The organism is Variovorax sp. YR750, assembly GCF_900109805.1.
GTDB lineage: Bacteria > Pseudomonadota > Gammaproteobacteria > Burkholderiales > Burkholderiaceae_C > Variovorax > Variovorax gossypii.
The window spans coordinates 341,487-363,802 of sequence record NZ_FOBJ01000001.1 but is presented as its reverse complement, the minus strand read 5'-3'; the positions used below and the strand labels follow the sequence as shown (position 1 = coordinate 363,802).

General features: G+C 67.4%; 19 protein-coding genes and 1 tRNA gene. 14 read left to right on the top strand and 6 right to left on the bottom strand.

Annotated features, from left to right (window positions below; translation table 11 throughout):
- The first annotated feature begins 2 nt into the window (after window positions 1–2).
- Window positions 3–941, top strand: coding sequence for an ABC transporter substrate-binding protein (locus tag BMY35_RS01565; protein WP_371287120.1), 939 nt, complete (start codon window positions 3–5; stop codon window positions 939–941).
- Entirely contained in the window at window positions 938–1,954 is a 1,017-nt protein-coding gene (locus BMY35_RS01560) for an LLM class flavin-dependent oxidoreductase (RefSeq protein WP_093195232.1), read from the top strand. The genes BMY35_RS01565 and BMY35_RS01560 overlap by 4 nt, the downstream gene beginning before the upstream one ends.
- Window positions 1,955–2,081: 127 nt before the next feature.
- Here the strand turns inward: BMY35_RS01560 and BMY35_RS01555 are convergent, their stop codons facing one another.
- Window positions 2,082–3,737: an ankyrin repeat domain-containing protein gene (locus tag BMY35_RS01555; protein WP_093195231.1), complete on the bottom strand. Its 1,656-nt coding sequence runs from the start codon at window positions 3,735–3,737 to the stop codon at window positions 2,082–2,084.
- A 232-nt stretch (window positions 3,738–3,969) separates the two neighbouring features.
- Here BMY35_RS01555 and BMY35_RS01550 point away from each other — a divergent pair.
- The 3 genes from BMY35_RS01550 (at window position 3,970) to BMY35_RS01540 (ending at window position 6,589) form a co-directional block, all read left to right on the top strand.
- Window positions 3,970–4,044, top strand: a tRNA-OTHER gene (locus BMY35_RS01550).
- Window positions 4,045–4,113: 69 nt separating this feature from the next.
- A complete protein-coding gene (locus BMY35_RS01545; RefSeq protein ID WP_093195594.1) occupies window positions 4,114–5,436 on the top strand; it encodes an SDR family NAD(P)-dependent oxidoreductase in 1,323 nt (440 codons plus the stop codon).
- Between the two features lie 82 nt (window positions 5,437–5,518).
- Window positions 5,519–6,589: a leucine-rich repeat domain-containing protein gene (locus BMY35_RS01540; protein ID WP_177213554.1), complete on the top strand. Its 1,071-nt coding sequence runs from the start codon at window positions 5,519–5,521 to the stop codon at window positions 6,587–6,589.
- Window positions 6,590–6,764: 175 nt separating this feature from the next.
- On the opposite strand, the gene BMY35_RS01535 is transcribed toward BMY35_RS01540, so the two are convergent.
- The 4 genes from BMY35_RS01535 to BMY35_RS01520 all read right to left on the bottom strand — a co-directional run bounded on the left by BMY35_RS01535 (window position 6,765) and on the right by BMY35_RS01520 (window position 11,329).
- Window positions 6,765–7,382 (bottom strand): response regulator transcription factor, encoded by a 618-nt coding sequence (locus BMY35_RS01535; protein WP_093195229.1) that lies wholly within the window; start codon window positions 7,380–7,382, stop codon window positions 6,765–6,767.
- Between the two features lie 156 nt (window positions 7,383–7,538).
- Window positions 7,539–9,488: an esterase/lipase family protein gene (locus tag BMY35_RS01530; protein WP_093195228.1), complete on the bottom strand. Its 1,950-nt coding sequence runs from the start codon at window positions 9,486–9,488 to the stop codon at window positions 7,539–7,541.
- Complete coding sequence (locus BMY35_RS01525; protein ID WP_093195227.1) at window positions 9,488–10,531, bottom strand: Lnb N-terminal periplasmic domain-containing protein; 1,044 nt, start codon at window positions 10,529–10,531, stop codon at window positions 9,488–9,490. Before BMY35_RS01525 ends, BMY35_RS01530 begins: the two co-directional genes overlap by 1 nt.
- 27 nt (window positions 10,532–10,558) lie before the next feature.
- Entirely contained in the window at window positions 10,559–11,329 is a 771-nt protein-coding gene (locus BMY35_RS01520) for a FadR/GntR family transcriptional regulator (RefSeq protein WP_240652014.1), read from the bottom strand.
- Window positions 11,330–11,516: 187 nt separating this feature from the next.
- Between BMY35_RS01520 and BMY35_RS01515 the strand changes: the two genes are divergently transcribed.
- From BMY35_RS01515 to BMY35_RS01485, 7 genes are read left to right on the top strand one after another with little or no spacing between them, the layout of a single operon-like run.
- Entirely contained in the window at window positions 11,517–12,017 is a 501-nt protein-coding gene (locus BMY35_RS01515; RefSeq protein WP_093195226.1) for a RidA family protein, read from the top strand.
- Between the two features lie 3 nt (window positions 12,018–12,020).
- The gene (locus BMY35_RS01510; RefSeq protein ID WP_093195225.1) at window positions 12,021–12,689 is read left to right on the top strand and encodes an amino acid ABC transporter permease; all 669 of its coding nucleotides are present in this window, start codon (window positions 12,021–12,023) and stop codon (window positions 12,687–12,689) included.
- A gap of 1 nt (window position 12,690) precedes the next feature.
- The gene (locus BMY35_RS01505; protein ID WP_093195224.1) at window positions 12,691–13,347 is read left to right on the top strand and encodes an amino acid ABC transporter permease; all 657 of its coding nucleotides are present in this window, start codon (window positions 12,691–12,693) and stop codon (window positions 13,345–13,347) included.
- A complete protein-coding gene (locus tag BMY35_RS01500; protein WP_093195223.1) occupies window positions 13,328–14,056 on the top strand; it encodes an amino acid ABC transporter ATP-binding protein in 729 nt (242 codons plus the stop codon). The genes BMY35_RS01505 and BMY35_RS01500 overlap by 20 nt, the downstream gene beginning before the upstream one ends.
- A gap of 46 nt (window positions 14,057–14,102) precedes the next feature.
- Complete coding sequence (locus BMY35_RS01495; RefSeq protein WP_093195222.1) at window positions 14,103–14,879, top strand: transporter substrate-binding domain-containing protein; 777 nt, start codon at window positions 14,103–14,105, stop codon at window positions 14,877–14,879.
- Entirely contained in the window at window positions 14,876–15,889 is a 1,014-nt protein-coding gene (locus BMY35_RS01490) for a succinylglutamate desuccinylase/aspartoacylase family protein (protein ID WP_093195221.1), read from the top strand. The genes BMY35_RS01495 and BMY35_RS01490 overlap by 4 nt, the downstream gene beginning before the upstream one ends.
- Window positions 15,886–16,851, top strand: coding sequence for a threonine ammonia-lyase (locus tag BMY35_RS01485; protein WP_093195220.1), 966 nt, complete (start codon window positions 15,886–15,888; stop codon window positions 16,849–16,851). The genes BMY35_RS01490 and BMY35_RS01485 overlap by 4 nt, the downstream gene beginning before the upstream one ends.
- 21 nt (window positions 16,852–16,872) lie before the next feature.
- Here the strand turns inward: BMY35_RS01485 and BMY35_RS01480 are convergent, their stop codons facing one another.
- Window positions 16,873–19,575, bottom strand: a complete 2,703-nt coding sequence (locus BMY35_RS01480; RefSeq protein WP_093195219.1) for a bifunctional acetate--CoA ligase family protein/GNAT family N-acetyltransferase — start codon at window positions 19,573–19,575, stop codon at window positions 16,873–16,875.
- A gap of 113 nt (window positions 19,576–19,688) precedes the next feature.
- On the opposite strand from BMY35_RS01480, the gene BMY35_RS01475 reads away from it, so the two are divergent.
- Window positions 19,689–20,183, top strand: coding sequence for an arsenate-mycothiol transferase ArsC (locus tag BMY35_RS01475; RefSeq protein ID WP_093195218.1), 495 nt, complete (start codon window positions 19,689–19,691; stop codon window positions 20,181–20,183).
- Window positions 20,184–20,664: 481 nt separating this feature from the next.
- Window positions 20,665–22,308, top strand: coding sequence for a hypothetical protein (locus BMY35_RS01470; RefSeq protein ID WP_093195217.1), 1,644 nt, complete (start codon window positions 20,665–20,667; stop codon window positions 22,306–22,308).
- The last annotated feature ends 8 nt before the right edge of the window (window positions 22,309–22,316 follow it).

The following is a 22,316-nucleotide window of genomic DNA, read 5'->3' as shown; positions in this document are numbered from 1 at the left end:
CCATGAATCTCTTCAAAAGCACCTGGATCGCCCGCGGCCTCGTCGCGCTCACGCTAGTGGCCGGCGCGGCCCATGCGGCCGACAAGTTCGACTTCGGCCCCGAGCAGCGCGGCCGCCTGCGCGCAGGCAAGGACGCCGAGGCGGTCAACGCGATTCCGCCGAACTTCAAGTTCGTGAAGGAAGGCGTGCTGACGGTCGCCATCGCGCCGTTCGCGCCGCCCATCTCGACCTACGCCTCCGACGCGAAGACGGTCGTCGGCTTCGATCCCGACTTCGCGTTGCTCATCGCCGACGCGCTGGGCCTCAAGCTCGACCTGCAGCCCATCGCCTGGGCCGACTGGCCGCTGGGCCTGAGCTCGGGCAAGTACGACGCGGTGATCTCCAACGTGGGCGTGACCGAGCAGCGCAAGGAGAAGTTCGACTTCTCGACCTATCGCCTCGGCCTGCACGGCTTCTACGTGCGCACCGACAGCGCCATCAAGTCGATCCGCGAGCCGAAGGACGTGGCGGGCCTGAAGCTGACGACCGGCGCCGGCACCAACCAGGAGCGCATCCTGCTGGAGTGGAACCGGCAGAACGTTGCCGCGGGCCTGAAGCCCGTCGAGATCCAGTACTACGACGATGACGTGACGCGCACGCTGGCCGTGGTCACCAGGCGGGTCGACGCCAACTTCAACCCGAACGCGCCGCAGGCCTACGAGGCCGCGAAGAACGGGCAGATCAGGCTGGTCGGCACGGTCAACGCAGGCTGGCCGCTGAAGTCGGACGTGGCCATCGCCACGCGCAAGGGCAGCGGCCTCGCGGTGGCGCTGACCACCGCGGCCAACAACCTGATCCGCAACGGAACCTACGCCAAGGCGCTCGCGCGCTGGAGCCTGACGGAAGAGGCATTGCCGAAGTCGGAGGTCAATCCGCCAGGCCTGCCGAAGTTCGCTCCATGAGCAGCACCGGCATCCGTCATCTCGCGTTCCTGACGCCGGGCAACTACGCCGAGGGCGATCCGCTGGCCGGCATCGAGGCCGCGCTGAAGCTCTTCGAGTTCGGCGAGAAGCTGGGCTTCGACGGGGCCTGGGTGCGCCAGCGCCACCTGGAGCGCGGCGTGTCCTCGGCCGCGACCTTCCTGGCCGCGGTGACTCAGCGCACACGCCGCATCGAGCTGGGCGCGGCGGTGATCCAGATGGGCTACGAGAACCCGTTCCGCCTTGCCGAGGACCTGGCCACGGTCGACGTGCTTTCGCGCGGCAGGCTGCAGGTCGGTCTGAGCGCGGGCGCGCCGCTGCACGGTGCGTTGCTGGGCAACCGCTTCCACGACGCGGCGCCGAACACCGTCGACTTCACGCACAAGCGCGTGGGCCGGCTCAAGGCCAACCTCGAAGACGTGCTGCTGGGCGACGAAGAGACCTTCGTCGAGTCAGCCGGCGGACGCGTGCGGCCGCGCGTGCAGCCCTACGCGCCGGGCCTGGTCGACCGGCTCTGGTACGGCGGCGGCTCGCTGCGTTCGGTCGAATGGGCCGGGCGCAACGGATTCAACCTGCTGCTGGGCAACGTGCTTTCGGGCGAGACCACCGACGACTTCCTGCAGGCTCAACTGGGCCTGATCGAACGCTACCGGGCCAGCGAGACCGAGGGGCGCAAGGGCAGGGTGGCGCTCGGCCGCGTGATCGTTCCGCTCGACAGCGCCGATACGGCCACGCGCAAGCGCTACCGCGAGTTCGCGGCCGGCCGCGTCGAGCGCACGCTGGCTCCGCAGGGCGAGCGGCGCACGCTGTTCGCGGGCGATCTCGTCGGCACCTCCGGCGAAATCCTCGACCGGCTGCACGGCGACCCCGTGCTGCCGCACGTGAGCGAGCTGAGGGTGGAGTTGCCCTACAACTTCAGCAGCGAGGAATACGAGCAGATATTGATCGACCTGTCCCGCCGCATCGCGCCGGAGCTCGGTTGGCGCGCGTCTTGACCTGATCGGAGAAGGAAGTGAGAGGAAGCAGGAGCAAGGAGTTGAGTTCGAGGTGAGTCGGAGTCGGGTTGCGTGCTTCTCGCAACCCGATGGACGGCTTTTGGCGGGCCCTCGGGCCCGCTTTTTTTCAGCCCTGCGCGGCGGAGGCGCCGAGCAGGTAGTCCGTCACCTCGTCCGAGAACACGTACCGGCGCCCGCCGACGAGCACCCAGTCAGGACTCGTGGGATCGGGCCGCGCGGCGGGCATGCCGTGGGCGACCAGCGCCTGGGCGCAGCCGAGCCAGTCGCCTTCGCCGTCCGGTGGTTCGTTGCACGAGGCCCATGAAAGGCCGCCGCAGGCGTTGTCACCGAAGCCGTGCTGTTCCTGCCAGCTTGCACCGTGCTCCAGCAGGAACCGGACGAGTCCGGCGTCGCCGCGGAACACGGCCTTGTTGAGCGCCGAGGCGTCCCAGTCGCCGCCGCGAGTTGCGATGGGCCAGCCGAGCTCGACCATCAGCTTCACGGCGTCGGCGCAGCCTTGGGCCGCGAGTTCCGGCAACTGGCGCAGCTGCGCTTCGGAAAGCGTTCCGACGATGCCCGGGTGGGCCGCCTGGATGCGGCGCGCGGCGGCTTCGTCGCCCTGTGCGCAGGCTGCGACGAAGGCTTCGTCCGCCGGAAGCGTGGCAGCACCGCCGGCTTGCTGGAGAAGGCGCGCGACTTCCGGCAGCCCGAAGCGCAGGGCCGCGGTGTAGGCGCTCGTGCCGTCGCTCGTCGTGGCGGAAGCGTCCGCGCCGGCCGCCAGCAGGGCTTCGATGTGCGCGGGAGACCTGCGCCGCCGGATCGCCCACAGGAGCAGCGAACCCCAGTCGGCGGTGGGCGAACCCATGGGCGGTTCGTTGGCATTGCCGCCGTGCGAGAGCAGCAGCCGAAGCGTTTCGACGTCGTCGAGATCGAGCACGCGATAGAGCGCGTTCGTGCCTTCGATGCGAGCACCGGCCTCGAGCAGGAGCTTCGTGCAGGCCGGGTTCTCCAGCGAGTGATAGAGCGATTCGCCGTCGTTGGGGTCGGCGCCAGCATCCAGCAGCAGCCTGGTGAGCGCGGCGTCGTGGTTCGGGCCGGCGGCACCGTAGAGCGCGGAGAGCCGTTCGTTTTCGGCGGGAGCCTCGACGGATGCGGGAGGCCAGCGGTTGCCGACGGATTGGTTCTGGTCCGCGCCCGCCTCGAGCAGCAGCCTTGCGCAGGCGAGCAGGCGTTCGCGAAATGAGGGCACCTGCATCAGCCCGGAATGGGCCACGGCCACGAGCGGCGGCAAGGCCAGCGGGCCGCCCGGCCGGTTCACCCAGGCGGGGTCATGCGCGATGGCGCGGCGCAGCGATGCTTCGTTGCCGATCGCGCAGGCAAGGCTCGGGTCGTCGCCGAGCAGGCCCGGGCTTTCCTCGAGCAGGCGCAGGGCCGCCGCGGGCCGGGCGCGATTGTTGCCGCCGGCTATGTCGCCCGCGTAGACGAGGCGCAGCCAGTAGAGGACTGCCTTCGCCGGGTCTTCGGCCTGCGACCGTCGCGCGAGAACGAAGCCCTGCAGGTCGGCCCAGGATGCGAAGCCGTATTCGCGTGCAATGCACGACTGGGCGTCGTGCAGGCGCAGTTCGAGCGCGGCGATCTCGGCATCGGTCTTGCCGGCGGCAGCCGGCAGGGCATCGCGGAATCGCGCGGTGGCGGCGGGGTCGTTGCTTCGGTAGAGAGCAAGCAGTTCCTTGGCTTGCTTCTTCAGATGGCCCTGGTCGGGCCGGGCGGGCATGCGCTTCATGTGAACCTCCGTGCATCAGACGCCGATGACCCGCAAATCCGGCTGCACAAAAGGCGTGTGGATCGTCAAATGAAGGCAAGTGGGTTCAACCCTTCCCGCGGGTCCGGGCGCGGCTTGCAACCGCGGGCCGCATCTTAGCGCGAGGACGCGGCCATCAGGCCTGCGGGCCGGCCGGCTTTTTGCGTTGGGCAATGGCCGCGATCCCGGCATTTCGTTCTTAGAATCGCGGTCGGAGAACGATGGTGTAGCGGAAGCACGCCTCCCGCCACGGGGGCAGCGCTGGTTCAAGTCCAGCTCGTTCTCCCCATACGAACTCGGCGTGGAAATGGCCGGCATGCATGCGGGAGAGTGATTTTTGATCGATGGGCTGCCTGCGGTGAGCTTCACGGACGAAGAGTTGGCGATTGCCTTGCAAGTGTTGCAAGCCATCTCGGACGACCCTTCCCGCATAGACCAGCATCCACGCTTCAAGACGCTGATCGCGAAAATCCAGAAGAAGGCCAAGCGCGACCAGCGCCATGTACGCCAAGCCGTGGCCGCGGCGCAGTTGCAGGAGGCCCGCCTGCAGGCGGGCCTGGTGCGTGCGCAACAGGATGTGCCCGCGTTGCCGGTTTCTTCTGCCCCTTTCAACTCGACTGGCGCGCTGCTAAGGCTCCAGCGCTGCTACGTCTGCAAGCAGCCATACGGAGAACTGCACCATTTCTACCATTTGCTGTGCCCTGCCTGTGCGGAGAAAAACTGGGCCAAACGGGCCCAGCGCGCCGACCTGCACGGGCGTGTTGCGTTGGTGACCGGCGGACGCATAAAGATCGGGTTCCAGACTGCGTTGCGCCTGCTGCGCGATGGCGCCGATGTCGTCGTCACCACCCGTTTCCCGAAGGATGCGCAGCAGCGATTCCTCGCTATGCCCGATGCTGACTCTTGGCGCGACCGCCTGACGCTGGAAGCGCTGGATCTACGCAACATCCCTTCGGTGGAGGCGTTCGCTGACGCTCTTTGCGAGCGGTTGCCGCACCTTGACATCCTGATCAACAACGCGGCCCAGACGATCAAACGCCCACGCGAGTTCTACGCCGCGCTAATGGCCGCCGAGCCCACGCCATGGTTGTTGGAAGCCAGGAACCACTACCTGGGGCAGTTGCCGGGCTACGGCGATTACTTCGTGCGGCAGGAACTGGACAGCTATGGCCAGATCCTCGACAAGCGACCGAACAATTCGTGGTCACAGCGACTGCATGAAGTGTCCACGCTGGAACTGCTGGAGGTGCAGCTCGTAAACGCCGTGGGCCCCTTCGTGCTTACGGGCAGACTCAGGCCAGCATTGTTGCGTTCCCCGCATTCACGCCGTTTTGTGGTGCAGGTCTCCGCAATGGAAGGGCAGTTCAACCGCAGCGAAAAGACGGAGTTCCATCCGCACACCAATATGGCCAAGGCCGCGATGAACATGCTGGTGCGCACCAGCGCCCAAGAGTGGGCCCGTGACGGAATCTACATGAACGCGGTAGACACTGGCTGGGTGACGGACGAGAAGCCTTACCCCCAGGCCATGCGCGCGCGACAGACGCAGAACTTCTATACGCCGCTGGATGCGATCGATGGCATGGCCCGGTTGTTTGACCCTATCGCACGCGGTATCAACGAGCCGGGGACGCCGCTGTTCGGACACTTTCTCAAGGATTTCGAACCCTATGCATGGTGAGTTGCCGACGGACGAGAGCTCGGTGCATTGCCCGGTTCACCGCGTTGCTGTCACGCCGTGCGGCGCGCAAGAGCTTGCGCCCTTGCTGGCCCACCTGCGCGCAGATCTTGCTGTCCAGGGCGACCAACGTTTTCCGCGTGGCACGATGCTGGACGATGGCCGCCTGGACCTGTGCAAGCAAAGTCTGGGTACCGAAAACTGCCTGCAGCTCGTAGCGGCGCTTCAGCACAACACGAGGGTGCGCAGTCTCATGCTGGGCACCGACGCCATTGGCGATGTCGGAGCGAGAGCTGTCGCCAAGTTGGTGGCGGGAAATGCACACCTCCAGGTGCTCTATCTCGGCTGCAACAACATCGGTCCTGGGGGCGCGCGTGAGCTGGCCGCCGTGGTTAAGCATGCGCCGCAGATCACCGGCCTCTGGCTCAAGCGCAACCCCTTGGGGCCTGATGGGGCGGAAAGCATCGCGCGCATGCTGCGCGACAACAAGCACCTGCAGGTGCTCGATCTTGTCAACACTGACCTGCGCGGCGCGGGCGTGCGCGCAGTGACCGATGCGCTGTGTGCCGGCAATAGCGGCCTGCGAAGCCTCTACCTGAGTGGCAACGGCCTGGGGCCTTCGGTCGTTCCAGACCTTGCTCGACTATTGCGCGAAGCGCCGCAGATATCGGCGCTGTACGTGAGCGCGAATCACCTCGGTGATGAGGGTGCGATCGAACTGGCGGAAGCCTTGCGTTACAACGGGACGTTGCAAACACTGGAACTCGCGAGCAACGGTATCGGGAGCAAAGGGGCCAGGGCACTTTTCGAGGCGGCCGGGGATTCAGGCTTGCGCAACCTCAATCTGGGCTACGCGGTGTCGGGCAAAGCACTCGGCGCGCGTACCAACGAAATGGGCGATGAGGGCGCAGCTTGCGCGGCGAAACTGATCGCGACTTCGCCCACGTTGCACGCGTTGGATCTCACGCGCAACGGCATTACGGCGCGCGGCCGCGCGGCATTGATCGAGGCTGCGCTGCACAACCGGTGGCTCGGCCGTCTGAGCGTGGAAGGTAGTCAGCCGAAAGCACTGGTACAGCACCTCGCCCAAAACAGGTCTGCCCACAGCGACGACGCGCCGAAGGATCAAGCCCTGATCAAGAGCGTCTATCGCTAACCGGACGTACCAAGCAGGAAGTCCGAGGCCTCCTTCCTCGGAGAACTGGCAGCGCCGCACCGATCAGCACACTTCTCGTGCCTGCCGGGTCTGGGCTTGCTGTGGGTAGGTCGTTGTCGTGCGCAAGCAGCGCATCGGCGCAGCCAAACCGGTCGCCGCCGTCGACCGGCGGACTTCAGGCTTGTAGTCCGATTAGGCTAGCGTCCGTGTCCTTCGCGACCGCGTGGTTCATCGCCATCGCCGACGTGGCGCCGCCGTTCGGGCGCCAGTTCAGCAAGCCGTGCTTCATCGCTTCGCGGATCGCCTGGGTGCGCGACTTCACGCCCAGCTTGCGGTACAGGCTCTTGAGCTGCGCCTCGATGGTGTTGATGGAGCGGTGCGTGGCCTCGGCGATCTCGCGGTTGCTCCAGCCGCGCGAGATGAGCCACAGCACCTTGAGTTCGCGTGCGGACAGCAGTGCGTTGGCCTCTGCTGGCGCGAAGTGCTGCATGGCCTCGACGTCGGCATCCACCGTGGCGGGTGCTGTAGCCGTCGCCTGTGCGGGAAAGGCGATGGGCCTGAGGATCTCGTGCGCCAGCCGCGCGGCTGCCGATGCATTGCCCTGTTCGATGGAGCGCAGCAGCGACGCGAGCTCAGGCTCGCTGGCCTTTGTGAACAGATGGCACAACGCGCTCGCGACGGCAGCGGCGCTGGTTGCGCGCGCATCGGGTTCGTCGTGTTCCGCCACCAGATGGAGTTCGGGTGGCAGCGGCCTGTGCGCGGCGGGGTTTTCGAAGTAAAGAGAGGTGGGCATCTTGAAGCAAGGGTGCTTCGATGCAGGTGGCAATCGGGGAGCCGGTGCACGCACCGATCAAAGCGAAGCCAATCGTATTAATTGCGACCGCCGCGCGCAGCCTGTTTCGAGGCGCGGATGTGTTCTGCTTCACATCCGCGCGCAATCAGCTTGCTGTCAGCGCGCGGGCCCAGGCTCGGCGCGCAGCTGTTCCCTGAGGATGCGCCGTATCTCCAGGATGGCCAGCGGGTTCTCCTGCACGCTGTGCGCGGACGGAATCACCAGCTCCGACGCCGCGCCGTCCAGGTGCGCGCTGGCATAGGGCACGATGCCGTCGCTCGACAGCGCCTGCGCCACGCCGGGCGTGTCGTTGCCGATGATCGAGTGGAAGCGCACGCGCGGATTCATCGGCAGGCCCGACGACAGCCGCACGAACGGGTCGCGGTCGCTCAGGTTGTCGATGCTGTTCGGAATGCGCAGCGTGCCCTGGTCCTGGCGCGTGGGCGCGATGCGGACCAGCTCGCGCGAGATGTCGCTCAGCTGCCCGAGCATCGCCACCGGCAGCGTGATGAGGTTGGCCACCCAGCGCGAGATGCGGTTGTTGGCGAAGTCGGTGCCGCGGTGCGGCGAGGCGATGAAGATCGCGTCGCTCACCTGCGGCAGCGGCTCGAAGCGCAGGTAGGGCGCGAGCTTTTCCTCCATGCGCCGCTGCTGCGCGCCCTGCATCGGGTAGCTGGCGAGCAATGCGTCCCAGAGCTTGTCTTCCGACGACGAAACCATCAGCCGCGACAGCACGCCGCCCATGCTGTGGCCGATCAGCGTGATGTTGTTCGAGGCGGGGGCCTTGCCCGTGGGATCGAAGTGCGTCAGCGTCTGCGTGACGGCTTCGCGGATGGCGAAGTTGTTGATCGGCAGCGGCGCGTTGGTCGGGTAGTAGACCTGCCAGATCTGGTAGCGGCGGCGCAGCGTCTCGTCGCCCAGCACCTCGTTGGCCACGTTGATCCACGCCTCGGGGCTGCTCGCAAGGCCGTGCAGCATGATGACCGTGCGGCGGTTCGGGTCGTAGGGCTGCATCAGGTAGATGCGCGGCTCGGTGAGCCCGTCGCGCCCGCCGAAGAGGCTGCGCAAGGCCTGCAGCGCGAAGTCGGAGCGCGCGAGCCACAGGCCGTAGCCGGAGGTGAAGTTGGCGGCCAGCGGCACTTCCTGGCCGGCGAGCCGCACGTTGGCCGTGCGGTACGGGTCGTAGGCCGCGATGCGCAGCGTGCGCGTGCCCAGCACCTCGGCGAGGCTGGTGCCGTCGAACAGCAGCAGGGCGGTGACTGCGGGAAAGGGCATCTCGCGATAGGGCGGCCGGGGCGGGTTCCTGCCGGTCGGATTGGCCGTATCGATCCGCGGCGCCTCGTCGTCCGTGCGCTTGTTGTCGGCCGCCACCAGCTCGGCGCCGAAGCCGTCCCGCCGGTAGGTGTTGCGCAGGCCCGAGAAGGTCAGCGAGGCGGCGGGGATCAGCTCGTCGGGCAGGGGCGTGTCGGCCGGCAGGCGCAGGCCCGAGACGTCGGTCTCGATGCGCCAATCGCCGATCTTCGGCACTTCGGGCTGCGCGGCGCTGCGCGAGCCGTTGCGCCGGATGCCGTGGTACAGGCCGGTGATGGCCTGCTGCACCGCGTAGTTGTAGTAGTCGCGCACCTGCGTCTGCCGGTCTTCGAAGGCGCGGTCGCGCGGCTTGCGGGCGGTGAAGAACAGGTAGGCGTAGGCATGGCGCGCCGTCTCGAACCAGGCTTCGATGGCGGTGGCATCCGTGGCGGTGCCGCCTTTCTCCGCCGCCAGCGCCACCTGCAGCCAGACTTCCGACAGCGCGGAGAGCCGCTGCTCGTCGCTCAGGCCCGAGGAGTCGGCCAGCGCGTTGCGGCAGGCCTGGCCGTCCTTGCGGCACAGGTCGGCGTCGGAGCCGATCACGCGCAGCACTTCTTCGGCCGAGGTGCTGAGCCGGCCGGTGGTGAGCACGTCGCCGCGGCGCTGCGCGAGGTATTCGGCCGGCGAGATCGAGCCGACCTTCACACCCGCGCAGCCGGCCAGCAGCGCCGCTGCGCACAGCAGCGAGGAGAGGGAAACGAGAAGACGCGCGCGCATCACTTTGCCGCCGTGGGTGCCTGGGTTGTTGCCTCGACGCCCGGCAGGCCCTGCCGGATCGCCTTCGGGAAGTTCGTGCCGGGTGCCGCCTTGTCGGTGGCGATGGCGCGGTCGGTGATGCGGCCCGCGGCGCGCAGCGCTTCCATGCTGTAGCCGGGCGTGAGGCCGCCCACGTCGAACAGATAGTCGGGCAGGTAGCCCGAGGCGAGCAGCCGCCAGTCCATCGGCAGGCCGGGCACGATGCGCTTGGCCAGCGCGTACACGATGGTGGTGCAGTTGGCGGTGAGCGTGTTGTAGAAGCTCGGCTCGCGCACCAGCGCCGCGCCTTCGCCGAGGTAGGCGAGGAACAGCGAGCGCATCTCGGGCTGCGGCAGGCGCACGCGGTACATGTAGACGTCTTCCCCGCGCACGTTGGTGCGCACGCGCAGGATGTCGTGCTCGTCGGCCGCGATCAGGCTGGTCTCGAACTGCTTGAAGAAGCCGCCCACCGACGAGAAGCTCTCGCCGCGCTCCTTGCGGATCTCGATGGAGAAGGTGACGAACTGGCCGTCGTCGAAGCCGAAGGACACCAGCGTGTGCGCGATGGCGGGGCCGGTCCAGTACGAGAGCGACACGTCGACCCAGCGCAGGCGGTCGAGGTCGTACTGCCGCGTTTCCCAGCGCTGGGTGTAGTCGGTGTCGCTGCGCCATTCGAAGTTGCGCACGTTGTCCAGCGTGACGATGCTGCCGTCGATATGGGCGTGCAGCTGGCGCGACACGTCGTCGGCCCACACGCGGTTCTGCGACGGCAGGACGGTGCTCCACCAGCCGAGCAGCAGCGCGAAGCCGATCACATAAGAGAGCAGGGCGCGCGCGAGCCTCCCGCGCCACAGCAGCGCGAGGGCCGCAAGGCCGAAGGCGGCCCACAGCACGCCCGCGCCGACCTTCACGGCCGCCGGCCCGGGGAACTGGTACCAGAGCGCGAGGCAGGCCCACAGGGAGCTCAGCAGTACCGCCAGCGTCAGCGCGAAGCGGCCCAGGAAACGAAAAATGGCCCGGATCATCGGTGCGGCGCTTCCAGATCTTCTCTTCTAGCCGTACACGCTCAGCGAGGCCAGGATGCGCGTGAAGTACGCATCGGCCAGGCTGGTGGCGGCCTTGGCGTCGCGCGCCTCCAGCGCATCGACGATGGCGGTGAGCTCGCGCAGCGTCTGCTCGCGCACCACGGCGCCGACGGGGCCGTTGAGGTTGGAGCGGCCGTCGTACTGCACGGCGCGGCGGTCTGCCACCACGGCATCGAACACCTGCATCAGGAAGCGGTTGCGCGTGGCGCGGAAGATCGCCTGGTGCACGCCGTAGATGCCTTCCTTGAACTGCAGCCACTGGTCGGCGTCGCGCACCACGGCGAGGTGGTGGCGCATGAGGGCGAAGTCTTCGGCGTCGGCGCGCTGGGCCGACAGCGCCATCATGGCCGGCTCGAACAGCAGCCGGCCTTCGAGGATCTCGGTGTAGGTCGGCACGTCGCGGTGGTGCGCGGCCACGGGCAGGTCGGACTCGCTCAGCAGCTGCATCAGCCCTTCGGCGAGGAAGGTGCCGCTGCCGACCTTGCGCTCCAGCAGGCCCTGCGCGCTCATCATGGCCAGCGCATGGCGCACGGTGCTGCGCGATGTCTTGAACTGCTCCGACAGGTCACGCTCGTTGGGCAGCTTGTCGCCGGGCTTGAGCACGCCGTCGCGTATCGACTGGAGGATGGCCCGGTAGACCTTGGAGGCGGTCGCCTTGTCCTGCGCGGCGATGCGGCCCGAAAGATCCGTGACCTCGATCAGCGGCTGGAGCGGCTGCGGCACGGGCTTTGCATTCATGGTTGGATAGCTCGCCAAAATGGTTGACCAATCTCAATTAACATTCTTAGAATGAATTCATTACGCAGTCACATAAGCCTGTTCTGCGTGGTCGTGGATTGGTTGACCAATCCTTCCGAATCCGTTGATTTTCGTCGAAAGGTTGACCGGGCGCCGCCCCTCGCTGCGCAACGGTGATGTGTTCTCAATGACCCTGGATTCCAACACGGCAGCGGCCGCCACGGGCCCCGGCCCCGAAGAACGGCTTGCCGCGCTCGGCCTGAAGCTCCCGCCGCCGCCGGCGCCCGTCGCCAACTTCGTGCCCTGGCGCCGCAGCGGCCCCTTGCTGTACCTCTCGGGGCAGGGTCCTCTCGAAGCCGATGGCCGCCTGCACGTGGGTCGCGTCGGAGAGGAAGTGAGTGTCGAGGCGGCCTACGAGCACGCCCGCCTGACCGGCCTGAACCTGCTGGCCGTGGCCAAGTCGGCGCTGGGCGACCTGCGGCGCGTGCGCAGCGTGGTGAAGCTGCTGGCCTTCGTGAACGGCGCGCCCGGTTTCGCGCAGCACCCGAAGGTCATCAACGGCTGCTCCGACCTGTTCGTCGAGGTGTTCGGCGACGAAGTGGGGCGCGGCGCGCGCTCGGCCATCGGCGCGGGTTCGCTGCCGGGGCACCAGACCGTCGAGGTCGAGGCCATCCTGGAAGTGGACTGAGCGATGGCCTACCAGTTCCAGTTCGAGGCGCTCGCGCCCTATGCCGGGCAACTGGCCGAAGGCCTGCTGCACACGCTGGGCTATGCCGCATCGAGCATCGTGCTGGGCATGGCGATCGGCGTGGCGGGCTCGCTGGCGCTGGTCTACGGCAACAAGCCCTTGCGCGGCGCGACGCGGGTGTACGTGGAGTTCTTCCGCAACACGCCGGCATTGGTGCAGCTCTTCCTCATCTATTTCGGCCTGCCCAACCTGGGCATCCGGCTGGAGGCGCCCGTGGCCGGCGTGGTCTCGCTCGCGCTGTACTGCGGCGCGTACATGGTCGAGGTGTTCCGCTCGGGGCTGATGTCGGTGCCGCGCGGTCTTTCGGAAGCCGGCGCCGCGCTCGGGCTGCGCCCGCGCCAGGTGCTGGTGCACGTGCTGTTCGTGCCCGCGCTGCGCAACGTGTTTCCGTCGCTGGCCAGCCAGATGGTGCTCACGCTCATCGGCACCAGCCTCATCTCGCAGATCGGCGTGGAAGACATCTTCCATGCCGGCAGCTTCATCGACTCGCGCACCTTCCGCAGCTTCGAGGTGTACGTGGTGATCTGCGCGATGTACTTCGTCACGGTGCAGGCGCTGCGCGTGCTGCTGGGCTTCGTGCAGCGCAGGCTGTTCGGCAAGGAGGGCCGCTGAGATGCGCGGACTTTCCATTGCAGACCTCTGGCTCATCCTCGGCGCCATCCGCTGGACGGCCGCGCTCGCCGTCACGGCCTTTGTCATCGGTGCCGTCATCGGCCTCGGCGTGGCGGTGGCGCGCACCTCGCGGCTGACGTGGCTGCGCGTTCTGGCTCGCATCTATGTCGAGCTGGTGCAGGGCACGCCGCTGCTGGGCGTACTGTTCCTGCTGTATTTCGGCGTGCCGATGCTGCTAGGCATCGAGATCAACGCCTTCACGGCCGCGGCCGCCGCGTTCTCGCTGTCGGCGGGTGCCTTCCTCGGCGACATCTGGCGCGGGGCCATCGAGTCGGTGCCCAAGGGCCAGTGGGAGGCCGCCTCCTGCGTGGGCCTGCGCCGCTGGCACGTCATGCGGCACGTGGTGTGGCCGCAGGCATTTCGCGTGGCACTTGGCCCCACGGTGAGCTACCTGGTGCAGCTCATCAAGAACACCTCGCTCGCGGCGCTTGTCGGGCTGGTCGAACTCACGCGTTCGGGCCAGATCGTGGCGGGATCGACGCTGGCGCACCTGCCTGTCTTCTGCGGCGTGGCCCTGTGCTACTTCGCCATCTGCTATCCGCTGGCTCGCCTGGCACTCAATCTGGAAGGACGCATGAATGCCGCTCGTGCTCATTGATTCGGTCGAAAAGCACTTCGGCGACAACCATGTGCTGCGTGGCGTGTCCACCGAGGTCGCCAAGGGCGACATCGTGGCGCTCGTCGGGCGCAGCGGCTCGGGCAAGAGCACGCTGCTGCGCTGCGTGAACGGGCTGGAGACCATCAGCGCCGGCCGCATCGTGGTCGACGGCGTCGACGTGCAATCGCCCGACACCGATCTGGCCCTGCTGCGCCGCCGCGTGGGCATGGTGTTCCAGAGCTTCAACCTGTTCCCGCACCTGTCGGCCGCGGCCAACGTGACGCTGGCGCCCGTGCTCACGAAGAAGATCGCCAAGGACGAAGCCCGCGAGCTCGCCAGCCGCATGCTGGAGCGCGTGGGCCTCGGCCACAAGCTCGACGCCATGCCCTCGCAGCTCTCGGGCGGCCAGCAGCAGCGCGTGGCCATCGCGCGGGCGCTGGCGATGTCGCCGCAGCTCATGCTGTTCGACGAGGCCACCTCCGCGCTCGACCCCGAACTGGTCGGCGAAGTGCTGCGCGTGATGGAAGACCTCGCCCGCGACGGCATGACCATGATGGTCGTCACGCACGAGATGGCCTTCGCGCGCCGCGTGGCCTCCGAGGTGCTCTTCATGAACCAGGGGCGCATCTGGGAGCGCGGCACGCCCGAGCGCATGTTCGGCAGCCCCCAGACCCCCGAGTTCCAGCAGTTCGTCCAGTCCGTCGTCTGATCCTCACGCCTTCGTTTTTGTCGTTCTTGTCTTCCAAGGAGCTTCCATGTTCAAACTGAAAACCCTGTTCGCCGCCGCGCTGGTCTGCGCAGCACCTCTGCTCGCGCACGCCGACAAGCTCGCCGACATCAAGGCCAAGGGCGCGATCCGCATCGCCACCACCATCGACGCCGCGCCCTGGGGCTTCACCGACTCGGCAGGCAAGCCCACCGGCCTCGACGTGGAGCTGGCCGAGAACGTGGCCAAGGCCATGGGCGTGAAGCTCGAGCTGCAGCAGGTGACCGGCGCCAACCGCATTCCGTACCTGCTGTCGAACAAGGTCGACGTGGTGATCGCCGCGCTGGGCAGCTCGCCCGCGCGCGCCAAGCAGGTCGCCTTCTCGAAGCCGTATGCGGCCGTGTACCTCGGCGTGTACGGTGGCAAGGGCACCCCGAAGTTCGCCAAGGTGGCCGACCTCGCGGGCCAGACCGTGGCGGTGCCCAAGGGCTCCACGCCCGACCTGTCGCTGAGCGAGCTCGCTCCCGGCGCCAAGCTGATTCGCCTGGAAGACACGGCCTCCACCATCTCGGCCTTCCTGTCGGGCCAGGCGCCGCTGTTCGCCGAGAACAACTTCATCGCGCAGAAGGTGGCCGACGAGAACCCGGTCAAGGGCATCGAGATGAAGTCGCTGATCCGCATCAGCCCCGCCTACATGGCCGTGCAGCCCGGCGAGACCGCGCTGCTGGCCGAGATGAACAAGATCATCGACGCCAAGTCCGCCGACGGCAGCCTCGCGGCGCTGCGCCTGAAGTGGTTCAAGGACGAGCAGAAAGAAGTGAAGTGAGCGAACCGCGTCCCTCCACCGTTTTCATGGACATCGACTGGGCGAAACCCGGCAAGCAGGTCGGCCATGCATGGCTGCCGTATTCGGGGCATGACGACGCCTGGGGCGCGGTGGCGCTGCCCCTGGCGGTCATCGGCAACGGCGACGGCCCGACGGTGCTGGTCACCGGGGCTATCCACGGCGACGAGTACGAAGGCCCGATCGTCATCAACGAGCTGATCCGCACGCTCGACGCCTCGCAGGTGAAGGGCTGCCTGATCCTGATGCCCGCGGCCAACGCTCCGGCGATGCGCGCGGCCTCGCGCGTGAGCCCGCTCGACGGCAAGAACCTGGCGCGCGTGTTCCCGGGCAACCCCTTCGGCACGCCGACGGAGCAGATCGCGGCTTTCATCCACGACGTGCTGTTTCCGAAGTGCGATGCCTACGTCGACCTTCACGCGGGCGGCAGCTCGCTCTTCATCGAGGAGAGCGCGCAGGTCGTCGTCACGCCGACGCTGGCGCCCCAAGTGCGCGAGCGCGCGGAAGACATGGCGCGCTGGTTCGGCGCGAAGTTCACCGTCATTACCGACAACATGGGCGACCCGCGCACCAGCTGCGGCGCGGCGGCACATCTCGGGCTGGCGGCGATTGCGGCCGAGATGGGCGAGAACGGCAGCGTTTCGCCCAAGGGCGTGAGGCGCACGCGTGAATGCCTGTCGCGCGTGCTGGCGCGGCTGGGCGTGGTGCCGGGCACGCTGCCCGATGCGCCGCCGGCCAGCCGTCGCGTGCGCATCGTGCCGAACGGCGGCAACCTGCTGTCGTCGGGCGACGGCTACTTCGAGCCGCTGCACGAGCTGGGCGATACGGTGAAGGCCGGCGAACTGGCCGGCTACCTGCATCTTCTGCACGAACCGGCACAGGTGCCGCGCGAGGTGCGCTTCGCCAAGGGCGGAACGGTGTATTCGCAGCGCACCTTCGGCGTAGTGAAGCAGGGCAACAACCTCTGCGTGCTGGTCGAGGACGAGGCATGAGCGGACAAGACGCGATGCAACCCATCGGCCTCGACGACTACCGCGCGGCGCATGAGCGCGTGAAGCCCTACATCCGTCGTACGCCGCTGGTGGAGGCCCACCCGTGGGTGCCCGGCGGCGCGGCGCAGGTGCGCTTCAAGGCCGAGTGCCAGCAGGTCACAGGCTCCTTCAAGGCGCGAGGCGCCTTCAATCGCGTGCTGAACCTGCCAGAGGAAGTGCGACGCCAGGGGCTGGCCACCGCCTCGGGCGGCAATTTCGGCGCGGCGGTGGCCTACGTAGGCAAGACGCTGGGCCTGCCGGCCAACGTGTTCGTGATGAACACCAGCACGCCGATCACCCGCGCCCGCATCGAAAGCCATGGCGCGAAGCTCACGGTGCACGGCGACTTCTGGGACCAGAGCTGGGACGCAGCCGGCGCCAACGTGGCCGAGCACGGCGGCGCGCTGCTGCATCCCTATGCCGACCGCGACGTGGTGATCGGGCAGGGCACGACAGCGCTGGAGATCATCGACGAGTGGCCCGAGGTCGAGACGCTGGTGGTTTCCATCGGCGGCGGCGGACTGCTCGCGGGCATCGCGCAGGCGGCCAAGCTGCTCAAGCCGTCGATCCGCGTGATCGGCGTCGAGGCCACGGGTTGCCCCACGCTGTACACCTGCCGCAAGGAAGGCCGCATCGTGAAGCTGGAGAACGTGAAGACGCGCGTGCCTATCCTGGCCGCGCGGTCGACCGAACCCTTGAACTTCGAGCTGATCGAGAAGTACGTCGACGAGATCGTGCTGGTCGACGAGGAGGTCATCGAGGACTCGGCGCGCTCGGCCTGGCAGCATGCCGGCCTGGCCATCGAGCTCGGCGCGGCCACCGCGCTGGCGGCCGTGAGTCACCGTTGCTTCGAGCGGCGCGACGACGAGAAGATCGCCGTGGTGCTGTGCGGCAGCGGCAGCGACGGGATGCCGAAGGCCTGAAAAGCCCGATCAGGCTTCTTTTCAGAGCATGTAGGTCACGAGCTTGAAGTCCGGATCCTCCGGGAAGGACTTCACCGTGAACCCGAGCCGGCGCACCAGCTTCAGCATGTCGGGGTTGTTGGCCAGCACGAGGCCATCGATCTCGGCAAGGCCCTTGTCCCGCGCCACGTCGATGATGCTTTCCATCAGCCGCGAGCCGATGCCCTTGCCGCTGAACTCGTCGGCCACCACCAGCGAGAACTCGCAGCTGGTCTGGTCGGGGTTGGTGACGTAGCGCGACACGCCCACGATGCGCTCGCTCTCGAGCACGGTGCCTTCGGGCGACACGCTGCGCTCCATCACCACCGCCACCAGCGCCATCTCGCGGTCGTAGTCGATCAGCGTGAAGCGCGAGAGCATCGACGGCGGTAGTTCGTGGAAGCGCGAGACGAAGCGGAACCAGCGGCTCTCGGGCGACAGGCCCTGCACCAGTGCCTGCAGCATCTGCGCGTCGTTGGGATGCACCGGCCGCACGATGTAGGTGCCGCCACCGGGCAGCGGCCATTCGCGCCGGTAGCGCGCGGGGTACGGCATGATGGCCAGGTGCTGGTAGCCGTTGACCGCGTTGCCCACGTGGGCCGCCACCGCCTGCGTGCTGCTGCCCACCACGATGCGCGCATCGACCGAGATGGCGCCGTTCTCGTCCACGATGATGGGGTTGATGTCCATCTCGCGCAGCTCGGGCAGCTCGCACACCATTTCCGACACGCGCAGCAGCAGGTCTTCCAGCGCCTCCATGTCCACGGCGTTCGCGCCGCGCCATTCGCCCAGCGTCTCGGCCACGCGCGAACGCTCGATGAGCCGGTGCGCCAGGAACTGGTTGAGCGGCGGCAGCTCCATGGCGCGGTCGTTCATCAGCTCGATCATGGTGCCGCCCGCGCCGAACACGATGACGGGCCCGAAGGGCTCGTCGGTGACCATGCCCACGTAGATCTCGCGGCCGCGCCGCGCGCGCACCATCTTCTGCACCGTCACGCCGTTGATGCGCGCCTCGGGCGCCAGGCGGGCGACGCGCTCCATCATCTCGACGTAGGTGTCGCGCGCGGCGGTGCCGTTGAGCACGTTGAGCGCCACGCCTTCCACGTCCGACTTGTGCGGGATGTCGGGCGAGTCGATCTTCAGCGCCACCGGAAAGCCCAGTTGCGTCGCGATCATCATCGCCTCGCTGGCGCTGCGAGCGAGCAGCGTGCGCGTGATCGGTATGTGGAAGGACGACAGCAGCGACTTCGATTCCATCTCCGTCAGCACATGGCGCCGCTCGGCCAGCACGCTCTCGATGAGCAGCCGCGCGCCCTCGATGTCGGGCTTGGCCAGCGCCGACAGCGGCGGCGGCGTCTGCTGCAGCAGTTGCTGGTTCTGGTAGAAGGCCGCGATGTTGCCGAAGGCGCCCACCGCGGCCTCGGGCGTGCGAAAGCTCGGAATGGTCGCGTCGGCCAACACCGTGCGCGCCTTGCCTACCGACGAATCGCCCATCCAGCAGGCCAGCAGCGGCTTGTTCATCGGCCTCGGAATGTCCGCAAGCGCCTTGGCCGTGGCTGCGGCATCGGCGCCCGCCTTGGGCGAGAAGATGGCGAGCACGCCGTCGACCTGGCTGTCGGCCGAGGCGGCGTCGATGGCGGCGCGGTAGTGCGCCGGCTGCGCCTCTTCCGACAGGTCGACCAGGTCGGCCAGCGAAGCGAGCGGGGGCAGGGCGGGCTGCAGCACCTTCTGCGCGGGCGCCGAGAGCTTGCCCAGGTGCAGCCCGATCTCGTTGATCCAGTCCGCCGCCAGCACGCCGGGCCCGCCGCCGTTGGTGACCACGGCAAGTCGCTTGCCCACGGGGCGGTAGCGCGAGGCAAGGCACTTGGCGGCGGAGAACAGCTCGACGAAGGAACGCACGCGAACCGCGCCCGCGCGGCGCAGCGCGGCGTCGAACACGTCGTCGCTGCCCACGATGGCCGCGCTGTGCGTCTGAGCCGCCTCGTTGCCCGCCGGCTTGCGCCCGGCCTTGAGCACCACCACCGGCTTGGCATGCGAGGCCGAGCGCAGCGCGCTCATGAAGCGGCGCGCGTCGGCGATGCCCTCGAGGTACACGATGATGCTGTGCGTGGCCTGGTCGTTGGCCAGGAAGTCGAGCACCTGCGGAATGTCGACCGAGGTGTGCGGGCCCAGCGACACCACGCTGGAAAAGCCCACGCCGTTCTGACGCGCCCAGTCGAGCATCGAGGCCGTGAGCGCGCCGGACTGCGCCACCAGCGCGAGCGGCCCGCTCCGGGCCAGCGGGCCGGCCACGCTGGCGTTCAGATGCAGCAGCGGGCGCTGGAAGCCCAGCGAATTCGGCCCCAGCAGGTGAACGCCCTCGCGGCGCGCGATCTTGCGCCACTGCGCCGCCTCGTCGGCCCCGATACCACTTGAAAGAACCACCGCCGCCTTGCAACCGATGCGTCCGGCGATTTCAAGTGCGGCCGCAACGTCGCGCGGCGCCAGCGCGATCAGGGCGAGGTCGGCATGGGTCTGCGCAAGCTCCTCGAGCGTGCCCTTGGTGCGCACGTCCAGGAAGCGCAGGGTGCCGTCGAAGCGGTCGGCGCGGAAGGCCTCGCGCAGCGTGCGGCCGGCCGGCGTCTGGCCGCCCGGGTCGTCGGCATTGCCGACGAATGCCACGATGGAGGCGGGCGCGAAGAGCGGGGTCAGGAAATGCTTGTCCATGACCCCCGAGTCTGCACCGTTCCGCGCCTTTCGGCGACGGCAAGACGCAGTGTCGAGGGAGTGTTGACCTAAGTCATGACGTGGTCAGCGCGCATGGCTATATTCAAGCTTCCATGCAAAAACGTATCGGCGTGATATTCGTCTCGCGACGAAATTCATTGCGCAGCATCCTGGCCGAAGCGTGCCTCGCGCACCTGGACCCGAAGCGGTTCTCGGCGTCTTCCTGCGGCCAGCCCGGACAGGTCGCCCGCGAATTCCATCCCGCCGCCGTCGCCGCGCTGAAGAGCGCGAGCATTCCCGTTCCCAACCGCTTGCCGCGCAACTGGGACGAGCTGGCGCGGTCGAATGCCCCGGTAGCCGATTTCGTCATCACGTTGGATGCCGCCACCGAACTGCGCCAGCCGCGCTGGCCCGGCCAGCCTGATGCGGCGCTGTGGGAATACCCCGACGTGGCCGGCGGCGCCGATCCCGACAAGGTCGCGCACGACGCGGTTCAGACGCTGTTCTCGCTGCGCCGCAGGCTCGAGTTGCTGGTGAGCCTGCCGATGCAGGGCGCGGACCGGTCGGCCGTGCGGTCCGATGTGCGCGACCTGGGGTATCTGCGCTAGCGACTGGCGACGGCTTTTCCCAAGAGAGCGCGGCGGGATCGACAGGCGCCGAGCGTCTCGTCCATTCGCTGCCTTTTGGTATCGCCGATGCGCGCTTCGAGCGTCCGCTCGGGATTCTTTCGAACGACGGCATATCGCGGATTTCCCGCAAGGGCTGACACGCGCGCGTTCGCGGCATCAAGCCAGGCCGAACATCATCTGAACCACTGCGCGCAGCAGCACAGGAACTTTTGAGTTCACCCGTTCCGGGGATGTGCAGTTCGGACGAGTCGCAGAAAACTACGAACTCTCAGCCAATCGAAGAATTCGATGCGCGCCGCGAATCGGGGCGTCAGAAGAATCGGACTCGGGACTTCTTCGGTCTTTGATACCCACAAGTCGCATCGATACCCGACGACATCGGTGGGCGCTCCAAAGAGGGGAATGAAGCAGCAACCCAGGTGAAGGCTGGAGATTTCTCACTTCCTCGAACTGGAAACACATGCCTCGTACTGTCGTCATCGGTTGTGGAATTTCCGCTGCCGCGTACCTGATGTCGGCCAGCCGCACTCTGGGCACCGTGATCGGTGTCGGCGGGCCGGATCTATGGAAACAGATCGCCCCTACGCACAAGATGGGGCAGCCTGCTCCGCTGCTGACGGGCAACCTGCTGAGCGGGCCGCGGGGCTTCAATGCGCCACCGCAGCCGGGCGCGACGCCCTTCATGCTGGCGGGCAATTTTGCAGACTTGGTGGAATATCACTTCAGAAGCAACACCCACTTCCAGTTTCCGGGCTCGCTGGTGGACAGCATCAGGCGCCTGCCGAACGGGCAGTATGAGGTTTGCGGGAGGGTGTGGAGCGCGAAGCTGCCCATTTTCTGCGACAACGTGATCATTGCTGTCGGACCCGGCCCCGCGCGTCCGCTGATGGTCGGTGAAAACGGTGACATCGGCGTGGACGTGCGGAATCTCGACGGGTATGTGGTCGGCGGCACGGAATTCATGTCGCCCCACTGGAAGATGCCGCGGGACGAGGACACGCGCGGCAAGACAATCGCCGTGTATGGCGGCTCCGCTACCGCGGCATGGGTCGTCGAGCTGGCGAAGATGCGCGGGATGAATGTGGTGCGCTGGTTCACTCGCCCCGGCAACGGCGGGGACGCCTGGAACGTCGACGTCCGCTTCGAGGCGGCTTTCCCGGCGGGTTCGAGGAACACCGAGGTCAGGGAGAGCACCCGCGACCAGCGCGCGGTACTGAAGCTGACGAACATCAAGATCATTCGGCCGCATGTCGGCTCGCCGTTCCTGGGGCTCGAGTTCGTCGATCAGATGGAGCAGGTCATCAGGCTCCCGGTGGATCTGCTGGTCTACGCGCTCGGGGCCGCACACACCAGGGACACCGGCATTCGTGCAATGCTGGACCGCGATACGCAGGCGCAGCTGGTGGCCTACTACGACCGCAACCTCGCCATCAGCTCCCGGCCTTCATTGCTGGCTGTGGGCACCGGCGATGGTTCATTGATGATCGTTGGTTCGGCCATGTGCAGCACGGCCGGTTTCGGCACCGACATGAAGCTCCAGGGCGATCCCGAAAGGACGCTCGCCACGCTGGCCCGCTACACGGACATCAGCAATACGCTGCCGCCGGCCGCACGGCCGCCCGAAGGCATCGGCATGATCATGGCCGGCATCGAAGCCTTGAACGACTTCATGCCCGTGCGATCCACTGGAGGCGCTATCGCCGTCTACAGAAGGCCGCACGGGCAGGGCCTGGCTTTTCATGACCTCGCGTTCGTATGGACCATCAACTTCAACACCAGCAACCGGACCCAGCTCGCGGCATTTCTCGCCAGCGTTACCGACTTGCCGCAGTTCGCGGCCAACGTCGCCGTGGCGCTGATCGTCAAGCTGCGCACCCGCGCCGGCAACGTGCTGGGCCTGAGCAGGGCCCAGGTACAGCTGATTGTCTGGACGTCCCTGTGCTACGCGCATGCGTTGGCAGCGCTGAACCATGACCTGGAAGCCAAGCGCCTGTGGTCGGACAAGAACCACGGTGCCGACCGGTTCGTCGACATGTGCGTGGACTACATGACCACCGAAGGCACGCACGTCGCCTACTGGGCACGCCACAGCATCAATTGCTGAGGCGCCGG

Excerpts from the sequence above, each read along its gene's own strand:
- BMY35_RS01565 (WP_371287120.1), top strand. The coding sequence starts at position 3 with ATGAATCTCTTCAAAAGCACCTGGATCGCCCGCGGCCTCGTCGCGCTC.
- BMY35_RS01560 (WP_093195232.1), top strand. The coding sequence starts at position 938 with ATGAGCAGCACCGGCATCCGTCATCTCGCGTTCCTGACGCCGGGCAAC.
- BMY35_RS01555 (WP_093195231.1), bottom strand. The coding sequence starts at position 3,737 with ATGAAGCGCATGCCCGCCCGGCCCGACCAGGGCCATCTGAAGAAGCAA.
- BMY35_RS01535 (WP_093195229.1), bottom strand. The coding sequence starts at position 7,382 with ATGCCCACCTCTCTTTACTTCGAAAACCCCGCCGCGCACAGGCCGCTG.
- BMY35_RS01530 (WP_093195228.1), bottom strand. The coding sequence starts at position 9,488 with ATGCGCGCGCGTCTTCTCGTTTCCCTCTCCTCGCTGCTGTGCGCAGCG.
- BMY35_RS01525 (WP_093195227.1), bottom strand. The coding sequence starts at position 10,531 with ATGATCCGGGCCATTTTTCGTTTCCTGGGCCGCTTCGCGCTGACGCTG.
- BMY35_RS01520 (WP_240652014.1), bottom strand. The coding sequence starts at position 11,329 with ATGAATGCAAAGCCCGTGCCGCAGCCGCTCCAGCCGCTGATCGAGGTC.
- BMY35_RS01515 (WP_093195226.1), top strand. The coding sequence starts at position 11,517 with ATGACCCTGGATTCCAACACGGCAGCGGCCGCCACGGGCCCCGGCCCC.
- BMY35_RS01510 (WP_093195225.1), top strand. The coding sequence starts at position 12,021 with ATGGCCTACCAGTTCCAGTTCGAGGCGCTCGCGCCCTATGCCGGGCAA.
- BMY35_RS01505 (WP_093195224.1), top strand. The coding sequence starts at position 12,691 with ATGCGCGGACTTTCCATTGCAGACCTCTGGCTCATCCTCGGCGCCATC.
- BMY35_RS01500 (WP_093195223.1), top strand. The coding sequence starts at position 13,328 with ATGCCGCTCGTGCTCATTGATTCGGTCGAAAAGCACTTCGGCGACAAC.
- BMY35_RS01495 (WP_093195222.1), top strand. The coding sequence starts at position 14,103 with ATGTTCAAACTGAAAACCCTGTTCGCCGCCGCGCTGGTCTGCGCAGCA.
- BMY35_RS01485 (WP_093195220.1), top strand. The coding sequence starts at position 15,886 with ATGAGCGGACAAGACGCGATGCAACCCATCGGCCTCGACGACTACCGC.
- BMY35_RS01480 (WP_093195219.1), bottom strand. The coding sequence starts at position 19,575 with ATGGACAAGCATTTCCTGACCCCGCTCTTCGCGCCCGCCTCCATCGTG.
- BMY35_RS01475 (WP_093195218.1), top strand. The coding sequence starts at position 19,689 with ATGCAAAAACGTATCGGCGTGATATTCGTCTCGCGACGAAATTCATTG.
- BMY35_RS01470 (WP_093195217.1), top strand. The coding sequence starts at position 20,665 with ATGCCTCGTACTGTCGTCATCGGTTGTGGAATTTCCGCTGCCGCGTAC.